Source organism: Paenibacillus sp. D2_2 (assembly GCF_031199965.1).
In the GTDB taxonomy this organism is placed as follows: Bacteria; Bacillota; Bacilli; order Paenibacillales; family Paenibacillaceae; genus Fontibacillus.
Genome location: NZ_CP133605.1, coordinates 2,385,602 through 2,398,783, shown reverse-complemented (window position 1 = coordinate 2,398,783; position 13,182 = coordinate 2,385,602). Strand labels below are relative to the sequence as shown.

The window sequence follows — 13,182 nt, the reverse complement described above, 5'->3', positions numbered from 1 at the left end:
TCCCCTCCCTTTCCTATTCGGAGCAGGAGCTGAGATAGTCGTTAAACACAGCTTCCGTACGAGCCGACACTTCGGCAATTTCTGTTTTATTTAAGTGATCATAATGAATTCCCATGATGACAGTCACTGTACATTTCAGTCTCTGGGCAGCCACCCTTGCCATATTGACGGTCAAGACATGTTCTTTATGCCCTGGTACTGCGGAGGTCTCAACCTCTATATTTTCACCAATCCAATATGCAGTTGAAGCAGCTCCTATATGTTCGACCCCACCAGTAACCAAGATCGCAAGATCTCGCCCATGGGAATTGCCTGCAATTTAATATCTTCAAATGCCATCTTTCCAGCCTCCTATGAACATCCTTTCCCTATTTTATAGGATGCCACGGATTTCGTCCAAGGTGGAAATATTCTCGGCGAGCATAAATTGTTCTATTTGCTGAAGCAGATCTACTCCGGCACGAAGATTCGTGAAGTTATAGGTGCCAATCTGCGTAACTGCAGCGCCGGCCATGATGAATTCGATAATATCCGTTCCGCTGCAAATTCCGCCCATACCCATCACCGGAATCGATACAGCCTTGCTGACCTGATGCACCATGCGTAGAGCGATCGGCTTGATCGCTGGACCAGACAGGCCTGCATAGAGATTGTTGAACACGCTCCGGCGCTTGTATATATCGATCTTCATCGCGGAGAAAGTATTCACGAGCGATACTCCATCTGCTCCTTCTTCCTCGCACATGACCGCCATACCGACGATATCCTCCGCATTTGGGGACAATTTGATGACAAGCGGCAGCGAAGTTGCGGCACGTACCTTTCTGACGACTTCTCGTGCCGTCTCCGTCTGGATGCCGTAAGCCATCCCGCCCGCTTTGACGTTAGGACAGGAGATGTTCAGCTCAATCATATCGACAGCCGGATTGCCTTCAAGTAACCTTCTCTTTGCATCCGTCTCGATCAACTTAGCCCCCTCCACATAGTCCTGGATTGTGTTCCCGCCCAGATTCACAATGCGGATGAGATCCAGCTGCTCCCAGCGAGGACACTCCTCACGCAAGAAGGCTTCAACTCCCGGATTTTCCAGACCAACGCTGTTCAATAATCCAGACGGTGTCTCATAGACTCTTATTCCGTCATTTCCAGCCTTCGGCTGTAGGGTCAGCCCCTTTCCGGAAATTCCCCCAAGACGATTTACATCATAGAAAGCTCCGTATTCCTGTCCAAATCCGAAAGTACCAGAGGCCATGACGATGGGATTCTTAAAAGTTAGCTTGCCGAAAGAACAGGATAAATCAATCATTCGAATATGACCTCCTCTACTGGAAATACAGGACCATCTATACATGCCTTTTTCCGTTTGTCTTTACATTTCACACTGCATACTAGACAAGCTCCAATCCCGCAAGCCATCCGGTTTTCGAGCGATACATATACTTTTGCACGACCAGCTGATGCTTGCTGCTTGCGCTGCACGGCGTGCAGCATCGGATGTGGTCCGCAGGCAATAATCGTGTCATAGTCATCGAAATCAAGGTCATCCAGTATGACGCCGCCCACATTGACATGTGTCTGACCGGCTGATGCTGCGCGGAATTCTTCCACCACGTAAGGTTCGCGGCTAAAACCAAGATACACATCGGCATTCGGAACTTGGCGCAGGGCATAATAAAACGGGGCAATCCCGATTCCCCCGCCAACAAAAGCCGTCTTTCCTTCCGGAGTGGTAAAACCGTTTCCGAATGGGCCCTCAAGCTTCACTTGATCCCCTTGCTTTAAATGTGAGAATATAGCTGTTCCCTCACCGACGACTAAATAAAGAAATTCAATCCGTTCAGGCGTGATATCGAAAATACTCAGCGGCCTGGACAGCAGCGGATAATTGTCCCATGCCCGAATCATGTAGAACTGGCCCATCTTCCCGGTGAATTGACCGGTAACAGCCAGACGAAAAACTCCTGGTGCTACTTCCTCATTGGATATAACTTCCGTCAATTTGTTCAGTCCCCTTTCTTATAGAAGGTGTTCAAAAATTCCACTTTTGAACACATACTTATAAACGCCTGCTTGATTTTTATACACTTCATATAAAGATGCAATTTTTTTCACTAGTCAGTCTGTGACAAACGTCACTCTATTACCCATGACATCTAAGTGAAGCGCTTACCTTGAAAATAAATCATTTCATCATATTTTCCGATGATTATGGGCATACCAAATCATGACATTATTTTGGAGAAGAGGTAATGCTATGTCCGCAAAACTCAAACACTGGATGATCGTCCTTACCATCCTGCTCATGCTGTTCCCGAGCTCTGGGAGCATTGAGGCCAAACGGTCGTCACCGGGTACGGAGGACACGGCACCTACATCCGCCGAGACCAACGCAAAACCGCTTAATCTAGCCGAGCTACAACGTAAATATTCTGAGACCTTCGTATTTCGCGGCCCACGGGTGAAACAGGTGGCCCTCACGTTTGACGATGTACCCGATCCCCGCTTCACGCCGCAAGTGTTGAAAATACTGAAGCGTGAAGGAGTTAAAGCTACCTTTTTCGTCGTTGGCAGCAGAGCCAAGAAACATCCTGATCTTGTACGTCAGATCCATAGAGATGGTCACATTATTGGTAACCACTCTTATACCCACAATCAATTCAAGAAGCACTCAATGCAGGAATTTCAGTCAGAAATACTGCGAACCGAAAAGGTGATTCAGAATATCACCGGCTATCGTCCAAAGCTGATTCGACCTCCATACGGCGATATTAATGAAGCGCAGATCCGCTGGGCGAAGCGGCATAACTATAGAGTTGTGAATTGGAATGTCGATTCTCTCGATTGGAAGGGGCTCAGTAAAGAGAAGGTCAAGCAGAATGTTCTAAGGACGGTTGGTCCAGGATCGATCGTGCTACAGCATGCAGGCGGCGGCTCGGGCTCCAACTTGAGCGGAACGATACAAGCTCTTCCCGAGATTATTGAAGAGCTTAAATCCAAAGGGTATCAATTCGTAAATGTAGCCGATATGCTACAAACCGAAAAAAATAAATTTTAATTTAGAAATAGAGCCGAATCGGAGTTTAATTGTCCGGTTCGGCTCTATAATCTAAATTTTCTATTAATCTACTATTTCAGTACAAATAACTTAACATCTTGATAACCAAATTGATTCACAAATGACTTGCTTCCCGGGATGAAAATATCAATCCGATTGCCCTTAATCGCTCCCCCAATATCGGTAGCTGTCGCTACAAATGCATTCTTTGGAAGACCTGCATGATCATGTCCGGTTACAAGTACCTTAGTACCGAGAGGAATTACTTTCGGGTCCACTGCGATTGTTCCAAGCTTAAGTGGGTTACCATAATAATCTACCGCTCCATATCCGCCATTCTCACTTGCAGCCGAGGAATATGCTGATGCTTTGACATTAATGGTCTTGGAGTAATTGAAGCTCTTGCCCCAAGCCTCTACCACCTTCTGATCAGAAAATACGTTCAGAGTGGGCAGCATTACTGCGTTGTCCGTGGATTCAGCCTTCACTTCCGGAGCAGCAGTTGTGTTATTATTATTGTCGGGAATGGTGATGCTAAGGCCATCATAAATATTCGTGGCCTTCACCGTAGGATTCGCTGAGATCAGTTTGTCCATCGGCACTCCATACTGCTTCGACAGTGTATAGAAAGTATCTCCATCCTTCGCTGTATGTAACGAGTCAGCCAGCGCAGGAACAGTTTGCATTGCTCCAAATAATCCAGCGGTAATAATCGCCGTCCCCATAATACGTTTGATTGTCCATGTATGTTGTTTCTTCATGTTGTTGTCCTCCTTTTAGTGCGCCTGCGGAGTTAGTTGTCGGATTCGGGAAAAGGAAGTTCCCTACGCGAGAGATAGTAACAATAGATTAAGATTTTGTTACTTTCCCAGCCACGCTTCACCCCAAGAAAGCCAATTCGTAATCACTAGATTCCAAATCGTCCTTCGTAAAAATCGTCCCCCGTACTTAATCTAGTAAGTTTCGGCGTAAATGAATATATCACAACTTTGTAACCAATAGCTATTGTAATTGTTACCATTTTCGTACAAAGCTTGATAGGACGCGAAATTTTTAATATAAATTAATGACAAAAATATGGCCTCTCCATTCAAATAACTAACATTATTTCCCTGATATGTACGAGTTCTAAGAAATGAAGAGTCAGAAAAAAACAGTCGAAAAGCACCAGCGATCATGCTGATGCTCTTCGACTGTTCGGTTAGGTTTAGGTTATTTGCCTTCCTCGTCGGCTGTAGGGCCATACAATCCCGGCACTGGGATATCGAGCAGACGTAAATACACTCCAAGCTGTGCACGGTGGTGGATCATATGGCTTAATCCGAAGGTACGGAGCGCGCTCGCCCGCGGTTGGCGCAGGATAATATGGTCGCCGCTGCGCAGCGTCCATTCCTCCCCTAGCATACTCTCATCACATTTATCTAATAGCTGTTCAAGCTTGGTAACATTCGCATCGAATTCTTCCAATAGGTCTTCACGTCTGGTCAAGGCTTCCGCCGATTCGGCACGGTTGATAGATCGAATTCTGGGTAAAGAAAAATCGCTACCTGCCAGTTAAGCAGGTTGATCATATGGGTAGCAAGCCCGCCTAATGTCATAGATTTCACGTGGGGCTTCCATGTCATATGTTCCTCAGGCAAGCAAGCCAGAATACGACGTGTAGAGACCAGCTCATGCATGACGTCTCCGATAATTAGCTGTTTCACTATTAACCCCCTACCTTTCCCATTATATGGTTATCATACTATATCCCCTACTGATTGGAAAGCTTGTCTCGGCTATCTACAGTAGATGAAAAAAAAGAACGAGATATCTTCACACAAAAAACACCGCGCGCTGAAGCAGCGTGCGGTGTTAAACAAGTTAATATGATAAGACCAGATTTTACAGTACTTTACTCAGGAATTCCTTTGTCCGCTGCTCTTTAGTTGCACCGAATACCTCCTGAGGCGTGCCCTGCTCCAGTACCATTCCTTGGTCCATGAAGATGATACGATCACCAACCTCACGGGCAAAGCCCATTTCATGCGTAACGATGACCATCGTCATACCTTTGTCAGCGAGCTTCTTCATGACATTCGAGCACCTCGCCGACCATCTCGGGTCCAGCGCCGAGGTCGGTTCATCGAACAGCATCACATGTGGCTCCATCGCCAGCGCTCTAGCGATCGCAATCCGCTGCTTCTGCCCCCCGGACAATTGCGAAGGATACGCGTCCCGCTTATCCTGCAGACCGACCGTCTGAAGAAGGTCTATCGCAATCGCCTCCGCCTTGTTCTTGTCCAACTTCTTCACGCGAATAGGAGCTAACGTAATATTGTCGAGAACCGTCTTATGCGGGAACAGATTGAACTGCTGGAACACCATCCCCATCTTCTGCCTCGTCACATTGATATTATGCCCACGTGCAGTGATCGATTCGCCTTCGAACAGAATCTCACCTTCAGATGGAGTCTCCAGTAAATTAAGACAGCGAAGGAATGTACTTTTTCCAGATCCGCTTGGGCCGATCACAACGACAACCTCTCCTTGAGAAATCTCAAGGTCAATTCCTTTTAAAATATGAAGATGTCCAAACTTTTTATGCAAATTTTTAACGGTTATCACTGGCCTTCAACTTCCTTTCGAACACACCTAAAATCCGTGATAGTGTGAATGTCAGTATAAAGTAAATCACTGCGACGATCAGATACGGAGTCATCCCGTTATACGTAATGCCGACGACAGAGCCAGATTGGAAGATCAGCTCGGTCACACCGATAATAGAAACAATAGAGGACTCTTTGATAATCGTAATGAACTCATTGCCGATCGCTGGAAGCACCGATTTGATCGCCTGTGGAATAATGATGAAGCGTAGCGACATCCCCTGTGACATCCCTAGCGAACGCGCCGCTTCCCCTTGTCCACGGTCTACACCTTGAATACCTGCGCGGAAGATTTCCGCCAAATAAGCCGAGCTATTGATTGACAATGTAATCGCACCCGATTGAATCGGAGTAAAGTTAACACCGAATAATTGCGAGAAACCATAATGTATAATTAATAATTGCACCATCATCGGCGTACCACGCAGAAACTCTACCCAAGCATGGCCGATGAAACGGACGATTTTCAAGGGCGACATCCGCGCCAACGCGACAACAAGCCCAAGAATAAAGCCGCAAACAACACCGATCGCTGCTAGCAAGAGCGTATACTGCACACCGGTGAAGAAGTAATCGCGGTAATCCCAAAACATCGTAAAAAACTTCATAACCAGATCATTCCTCCCAAATTCATCAGAAAACTTGCATAAAAGCAGAAAATAGCGAAGCTTCTCCGCTATTTTCTAGAGCAATTCCTTAAACTGCGAGTTCAAAAAGTCCGATTTTCAGCACCGAGAAGGTTGGATGAAGCTAGGGTCTGAGGAGCGAAGCGTACGTAGTTGGTACGTGAGCACCGGAAGGCCCGGGTGAATTCAAGATTCGATGCCGAGTTACTTCTTGAATCACTTCGTGATCAAAAGCGGACTTTTTGAACAACCTCTAAAAGGTACAATGTTTATTTCACAGCCAAATCACTAGCCGCTTGAATAAACTTATCGATACTTCCATCTTCCATTAACCGAGTCAAAGTAGTGTTAACCTTATCAAGAAACTCTGTATTCCCTTTCTTCACAGCAACAATATATCCGTCATCCTCTACGGCAGGCTGTGCTTCAGAGATCGTCAAGCCTTCGATGTTGCTAATATACGCTTTAGCTACAGGGCCTTCGATAATCGCAGCATCAACCCGTCCGGTTTTCAATTGCATCATGATGTCCTGAGTCTTAGCCAAAGCCGTAATCTTGGCATCCTTGATCGTCTTAGCGATATCCTCTTGAATCGAACCTTTCTGTACGCCAATCTTCTTGCCTACCAGCGTGTCCATCGTCTTGTAGTTACCTTCTTCACCAGTACGAGTCACAATAGCCTGCTCGGTCGTGAAGTAAATCTTCGACATATCTACTTCCTTCTGACGTTCAGGCGTTGGACTCAAACCGGAAATGGCGAAATCAATCCGTCCGCTGTTCAATTCATTCATCAAAGAATCGAATTGCAAATCCTTGATTTGCAGCTCAGCGCCCATATCCTTGGCAATCTCCTTAGCAATTTCAATGTCGAAACCGACGATTTCATCCTGTCCTTGGTCATTCTTAATGTGGAATTCATATGGAGCGAAGTCTGCACTAGTACCGAGCGTTATTACCTTCTTGCCAGAATTACCGGCATTGCTCCCAGCCCCTTGTGAACTACTACCATTGTTTTTATTTTGTCCGCATGCGGCAAGCAAGCTGGTTACCATCAATAGAGCTATAACTAATGTTCCCCACTTTTTCATTTTCTCTCTCTCCTAACTTGTACTTTCTTTTAATTACTTGACCAATTATAAAGCACAATGCATATATATGCAAAGGTAAAATGTAATCCTTCATCATTTATTCACAGATTCTTCGTGCTAATTAGTCTGTGGTTAATAAATATCTGCTGTAATTGTTAGCAATATCACTTTAGAATATCCATATTATTCTATAAAAGTGTTTTCTATGTATATATATTCACATTCCAACACTGTGTCGCGTTAAAACGATGGTGAATATTTATTAGTCTGTTTAATTTGTAATTAATCTTTTATTCAATTCCTAGGAGCTTGGACATAATATTAGAGAGGAGTTGAATCTTTATGCTGCTGGAAGCTCTATATCATGTTCCAAGAGACAAATGGGCCTATGCCTACGATAATTCGACGATTCATCTACGAATCAGAACGAAGCGTGATGACCTCGAACAGGTGGTTATTATGACTGGTGATAAATATAACTGGGCTGGTACTTATCAGGAGTACTCGATGGAGAAGGCCGCCCATGATCGTATGTTCGACTACTGGGAGATCGCTGTACGCCCTCGCTACAGGCGCTTGTCCTATGCCTTTAAGCTCGTTGCCGGATCAGAGACAATTTATTTGCTTGATTCAGGACTACAGCATGAGCCCCCTTCCCCACCGGGGAATGCTTCGAGTTCTCTTATATTCACGAGATCGATGTATTCAAGGTACCGGAATGGGCCAAAGAAGCAGTCTTTTATCAGATCATGCCAGAGCGATTCGCTAATGGGAATCCAAGTAATGACCCAAATCCAGTAGAGAACTGGGGAAACCCTCCGAAATTCGATAATTACTTCGGTGGTGATTTACAAGGGGTGCTGGAACATCTGAATCATCTCGCCGATCTAGGGATTAACGCCATTTACTTCACACCCTTATTTACTTCGCCGTCTTATCATAAGTACGATACGACAGATTATCGTCAAGTGGACCCTCATTTCGGCGATAACGATCTGCTGAGGAAGGTCACCGAAGCCTGTCACGAGCGTGGTATTCGCGTCGTACTCGATGCAGTCTTCAATCATTGTGGAGAACAATTCCCACCGTTCCAAGATGTACTGAAGCATGGTCAAGACTCTAAATATGCAGATTGGTTCCATATCAATGAGTTCCCATTGAAGATCAAAGATGGAGTCCCGACCTATGATACCTTCGGTTTCTACGGGAATATGCCTAAATTTAATACAGCCAACCCCGAAGTGAAGGAGTATTTGCTAGGTGTAGCTGAATATTGGATACGGGAAATTAAGCTGGATGGATGGAGGCTCGATGTTGCCAACGAAATCGATCATCATTTCTGGCGTGATTTTCGTAACGTCGTGAAGAAAGTGAGCCCGGAGGCATACATTATCGGGGAAGTATGGAGCGATTCATTGAACTGGCTGCTTGGCGATCAATTCGATTCTGTCATGAACTATCCCTTCGCTGATAAGGTGCTCGAATTTTTCTGTGGTGGAATGGATGGCTACAACTTCTCGAACGAGATGGGCTCACTCATTATGCGTTATCCTCAGCAGACGAATGAAGTGATCTTCAACATGCTCTGTACGCATGATACGCCACGGCTGTTAACCCGAGTCGGTGGCGACAAAAGAAAGCTTAAGCTATGCGTCGTCTTCCTTTTCACCTATATCGGTACACCATGCATCTTCTATGGCGACGAGATCGGATTAACGGGGAACGCTGACCCTGACTGCCGCAAATGTATGGAGTGGGATTCGAACAAGCAGGACCGCGAGCTGCTTGACTTCTATAAAATGATGATCGCGCTGCGCAAGGAGCATACCGTACTGAGGCAAGGGCGCTTCCGCTTCCTTCAGGCCAATAGAGGTAATCCCTGCATTATATATGAGCGTATGGATCAGAAGATGCATTTTATGGTCTGGATGAATAATACGGATAAAGCTTGTGTATTATCGCATCCGATTCAGACAAGCGATTGGCAAGATGCATTATCTGGCGTTAGAGTTGCTCCTGAATCAGGTCTGATGAACCTCAATTTGGATCCCTATGGCTTCCGCATTCTGTATCGCCATATCATATGAACAAAAAAAGCCGGAAATCTGGTAGATCAATCCATCCAAATGGATTATACCAGCCCGGCTTTTATTTATACTCACTTAAGCCTTGCATAAATATCACTATACTGTTTTGCCGATTGCAGCCAACTATAGTCCCGGTCATCGCATTCTTGACAATACTCTCCCAGATTTCTGGCTGTTTATAGAAGGATACAGCTCTTCGTAAGGTATTTAACAGATCATGCGCATTGAAATCGTGAAAAGTAAATCCGTTCCCCTCACCTGTATTTCCGTTATAGGAATGCACCGTATCGTTTAGCCCCCCGTCTCACGGACGACAGGAATACTCCCGTAACGTAAGGCCAGCAATTGGCTAATGCCACAAGGTTCAAAGCGCGAAGGCATAAGGAATAGATCGCTGCCAGCATAAATGCGGCGTGACAATCTGTCGCTGAACAAAATTTGTACCGATAGCTTCTGTGGATGGCGCTGCGCCGCTTCCCTGAACCAATCCTCATAACTCTTATCTCCTGTACCGAGCAATACGAACTGTACATCGTCCTGCCATAGCCATTCATCCAGTATACGTGTCATCAAGTCGAGGCCCTTCGGCTCAACCAGCCGCGTTACCATGCCGATCAGGGGTATCGATGTTGCTTCAGGAAGTCCCAGTTCCTTCTGCAGCGCCAGCTTATTCTGCCTCTTTTTGAACAGACTGTTGTAATACTTAGCATATATCTCCCCATCCGTAAACGGGTTATACAGCTCCGCATCTATGCCATTCACAATCCCCGACAACCGATCACCAAGTGAACTTAGCAACCCGTCCATTCCGTAGCCATAATAGGGAGTGCGAATTTCCGCAGCATAGGTAGGACTCACTGTCGTTACGTGATCAGCGAACACAAGCCCGGCTTTCATGAAGCTTACATTACCGTAATACTCGACCGCGTCTGCTGTAAAATAATGCTCAGGCAAACTAAATAAGTCGTTCAGAATCTCAAATGGGAAAATCCCTTGGTACAGCAGATTGTGGATTGTATATACAGTTCGAATATTTGCGTAGGCCTTATTGGCCTGAAAATGCTCCTTGAGAAGCAACGGAATCATTGCCGTATGCCAATCATGACAATGGAGAATATCTGGCATAAATTCAATCCGTGGCAGCATCTCAAGTACAGCCCGGTTCAAAAAGGCGAACCGTTCTCCATCATCCCAATAACCATAGACACCATCCCGGCCGAAGTAATACTCATTATCGATAAAATATACAGTCATACCTTGATGGATTAAATACTCGATTCCTCCGTACTGTTTACGCCAGCCGACAGGCACCACCATCTCGTCTAGATGGGTCAGCTGGTCTGTGTAGATGGATGGAATATCCTTATATTTAGGTAATACGATCCGTACATCATGGCCAGCCTCATGCAGCGCCTTTGGGAGTGCACCGATCACATCAGCCAGCCCGCCTGTCTTAATGAACGGGAAAACCTCAGCTGCAGTAAACAATATCTTCATTTATACTTCCTCCTCGGTTTTTTGCCATATCTGGCCAGCTTCGGTCGGTGAGGCTTAAGCCTCCGCCCAGATCTGGTCACCGGCTTCAAGATCATGAAGCTTAGCGGCGGAAGTACCAGCTCAATGCTGTGCGAACAATCATGCCAACACTTCGGCTCACTATGCAATGGGGCGATGCGCATCCGATCAGCGCCGCCATGAACATCCAAATTGCTATTGAACATCTCCACGTATGCTCCACTCTGGGGAACTCCAATTCTGTAATTATCCCGCTCTACCGGCTGAAAGTTAATGATGACCAACAGCGTGTCGCTGGCCCGCTGACCTTTGCGTAAGTAGCAAATGACGCTCTGATTCGCATCATGTGGATTAATCCACTGATAGCCGCCTCCACTATGATCATTCTCCCACAAGGCGGGCTCTCTTAAATAGAAATGATTAAGCGCACGGGTATATTCCAGCATTTTGTGGTGCATATCGTAATCCAGGAGTAGCCAGTCCAGCTCCGCCTGATCTCTCCATTCGATAAACTGACCGAATTCTCCACCCATGAACAGCAGCTTCTTTCCCGGTGATGTCATCAAATAACCATGTAAAATCCGCAGACCGGCAAACTTTTGCTCATAGTTTCCTGGCATTTTACTGAGCAAGGACTTCTTACCATGTACCACTTCATCATGCGATAAAGGCAGCGTGTAATTCTCTGCGAAGGCATACCAGATCGGAAATGTAAGCAAATGATGATTCATCGGACGTTCACCAAAATCAGTCTCCATAAAGCCAAGCGTATCGTTCATCCAGCCCATATTCCATTTGTAATTGAAGCCAAGTCCGCCTTCATCCACTGGGGTAGTAACTCCTGGCCAGGAGCTAGATTCCTCTGCCATCATCAGAGCATTGGGGTAATATTTGAAGACGATCTTGTTCAGCTGCTTCAGGAAATCGATCGCCTCCAGATTCTCCACACTTCCATGCTCATTTAGTGGATGCTGGCCAACCTGCTTTTCGAAATCAAGGCGTAGCATACTGGTTACTGCATCGACCCTTAGCCCGTCGAAGTGATACACATCCATCCAGAACAAAGCATTCGAAATGAGAAAAGACCTGACCTCCGGCTTACCAAAATCAAAGCTTAGTGTCCCCCAACCCGGCCTCTCCGCCTTCGCCTCATCCTCATATTCGTACAATGCAGTACCGTCGAATCGCCGTAGACCGTGTGCGTCCTTGGGAAAATGGCCAGGTACCCAATCGAGTAAAACACCGATCCTAGCCTGATGGCAGCGATCGACGAAGTACATCAAATCCTCTGGTTTGCCATAACGGCTTGTCGGAGCATAGTAGCCTGTAATTTGATACCCCCAGGATAAGTCATAAGGGTGTTCGGCCAGTGGCATCAATTCGATATGCGTATATCCCATCGACACAATATAAGGAATTAGAATGTCTGCCATCTCCCGGTATGTATAGAAGCTGCCGTCTTCCTTCTGGCGCCAAGTTCCGAAGTGCAGCTCATAAATGTTCATTGGCCTACGGTACATTGGTTTTCGGCTGTGCTGCCAGTTCCCGTCATGCCATGAATAACCCGAAATCGATTTAACGATGGATGCCGTGGCAGGGCGAACTTCAGCATAGTAGGCATACGGATCGGCCTTTAGGCTTTTAACACCATCCAAGTCGGTAATTTCATACTTGTAAAAAGTTCCTTCCTCTACATCCGGGAAAAAACGAGTCCAAAATCCCGATTCGGGTATCTTATATAATAAATCATTCTCCCACACCATCGGTTCCAATCCGAGGCAACGGATACTTGCTGCGCATTAGGAGCCCATACGGTGAATCGAACGCCGGACTGACCATTCTCGATCGTTAGATGCGATCCTAGGGTTAGGTAGCTTCGGTACAATATTCCTTCGTGAAATAAATAAATATCTTCTTTAGATATCGTATCTACTCGATTGGACAATGTATAATCACCCGCTTCTCCAAATAATTTTATAGGGGTTGCTCAATCACGCACTTATTAATGATTATTACGATAACTCCCAGCGCATGAAAATAAAAATGCTTTTTGCAAAATTCCTTGTAATAATTTCTGATAATTTCCATACCTTTAATTTCAGTGAGTCATATCTAGTGTACGTAAGAACAACACAGTCCAAACCACACGGGAGGGAAAAAGCG

Annotated in this window: 8 protein-coding genes, 4 pseudogenes and 1 riboswitch; of the genes and pseudogenes, 2 read left to right on the top strand and 10 right to left on the bottom strand. The window is 45.8% G+C overall.

Going from position 1 to position 13,182, the window contains the following annotated elements:
- Positions 1-13 precede the first annotated feature (13 nt).
- From RE628_RS12190 to RE628_RS12180, 3 genes are all read right to left on the bottom strand, one after another.
- Positions 14-283 carry a prenylated flavin chaperone LpdD gene (locus RE628_RS12190; protein WP_309158928.1) on the bottom strand — a complete coding sequence of 90 codons (270 nt, stop codon included), beginning with the start codon at positions 281-283 and terminating at the stop codon, positions 14-16.
- A 90-nt stretch (positions 284-373) separates the two neighbouring features.
- On the bottom strand, positions 374-1,306 hold the full coding sequence (locus RE628_RS12185) for a dihydroorotate dehydrogenase (RefSeq protein WP_309158927.1): 933 nt from the start codon (positions 1,304-1,306) through the stop codon (positions 374-376).
- On the bottom strand, positions 1,303-1,998 hold the full coding sequence (locus RE628_RS12180; protein ID WP_309158926.1) for a dihydroorotate dehydrogenase electron transfer subunit: 696 nt from the start codon (positions 1,996-1,998) through the stop codon (positions 1,303-1,305). Before RE628_RS12180 ends, RE628_RS12185 begins: the two co-directional genes overlap by 4 nt.
- A 256-nt stretch (positions 1,999-2,254) precedes the next feature.
- On the opposite strand from RE628_RS12180, the gene RE628_RS12175 reads away from it, so the two are divergent.
- Positions 2,255-3,055: a polysaccharide deacetylase family protein gene (locus RE628_RS12175; RefSeq protein WP_309158925.1), complete on the top strand. Its 801-nt coding sequence runs from the start codon at positions 2,255-2,257 to the stop codon at positions 3,053-3,055.
- Positions 3,056-3,126: 71 nt separating this feature from the next.
- On the opposite strand, the gene RE628_RS12170 is transcribed toward RE628_RS12175, so the two are convergent.
- From RE628_RS12170 to RE628_RS12150, 5 genes and pseudogenes are all read right to left on the bottom strand, one after another.
- A complete protein-coding gene (locus tag RE628_RS12170; RefSeq protein ID WP_375143072.1) occupies positions 3,127-3,816 on the bottom strand; it encodes a 3D domain-containing protein in 690 nt (229 codons plus the stop codon).
- Positions 3,817-3,823: 7 nt separating this feature from the next.
- Positions 3,824-4,034, bottom strand: a riboswitch (cyclic di-AMP (ydaO/yuaA leader).
- A 233-nt stretch (positions 4,035-4,267) separates the two neighbouring features.
- A pseudogene (locus tag RE628_RS12165) lies at positions 4,268-4,764 on the bottom strand (DinB family protein).
- A gap of 175 nt (positions 4,765-4,939) precedes the next feature.
- Positions 4,940-5,662: an amino acid ABC transporter ATP-binding protein gene (locus tag RE628_RS12160; RefSeq protein ID WP_309158924.1), complete on the bottom strand. Its 723-nt coding sequence runs from the start codon at positions 5,660-5,662 to the stop codon at positions 4,940-4,942.
- The gene (locus tag RE628_RS12155) at positions 5,649-6,311 is read right to left on the bottom strand and encodes an amino acid ABC transporter permease (RefSeq protein ID WP_309158923.1); all 663 of its coding nucleotides are present in this window, start codon (positions 6,309-6,311) and stop codon (positions 5,649-5,651) included. Before RE628_RS12155 ends, RE628_RS12160 begins: the two co-directional genes overlap by 14 nt.
- A gap of 287 nt (positions 6,312-6,598) precedes the next feature.
- Complete coding sequence (locus RE628_RS12150) at positions 6,599-7,417, bottom strand: transporter substrate-binding domain-containing protein (RefSeq protein WP_309158922.1); 819 nt, start codon at positions 7,415-7,417, stop codon at positions 6,599-6,601.
- A 342-nt stretch (positions 7,418-7,759) separates the two neighbouring features.
- Here RE628_RS12150 and RE628_RS12145 point away from each other — a divergent pair.
- Positions 7,760-9,504 (top strand): annotated as a pseudogene (locus tag RE628_RS12145) (alpha-glycosidase).
- Between the two features lie 71 nt (positions 9,505-9,575).
- Here the strand turns inward: RE628_RS12145 and glgA are convergent.
- Both glgA and glgB read right to left on the bottom strand, forming a co-directional pair.
- Positions 9,576-11,001 (bottom strand): annotated as a pseudogene (gene glgA / locus RE628_RS12140) (glycogen synthase GlgA).
- Positions 10,998-12,964, bottom strand: a pseudogene (gene glgB, locus RE628_RS12135) (1,4-alpha-glucan branching protein GlgB). The pseudogenes glgA and glgB overlap by 4 nt, the downstream one beginning before the upstream one ends.
- Positions 12,965-13,182 lie beyond the last annotated feature (218 nt).

Coding starts and splice junctions, on each gene's coding strand:
- RE628_RS12155 (WP_309158923.1), bottom strand. CDS start 6,311: ATGAAGTTTTTTACGATGTTTTGGGATTACCGCGATTACTTCTTCACC.
- RE628_RS12175 (WP_309158925.1), top strand. CDS start 2,255: ATGTCCGCAAAACTCAAACACTGGATGATCGTCCTTACCATCCTGCTC.
- RE628_RS12185 (WP_309158927.1), bottom strand. CDS start 1,306: ATGATTGATTTATCCTGTTCTTTCGGCAAGCTAACTTTTAAGAATCCC.
- RE628_RS12170 (WP_375143072.1), bottom strand. CDS start 3,816: ATGAAGAAACAACATACATGGACAATCAAACGTATTATGGGGACGGCG.
- RE628_RS12150 (WP_309158922.1), bottom strand. CDS start 7,417: ATGAAAAAGTGGGGAACATTAGTTATAGCTCTATTGATGGTAACCAGC.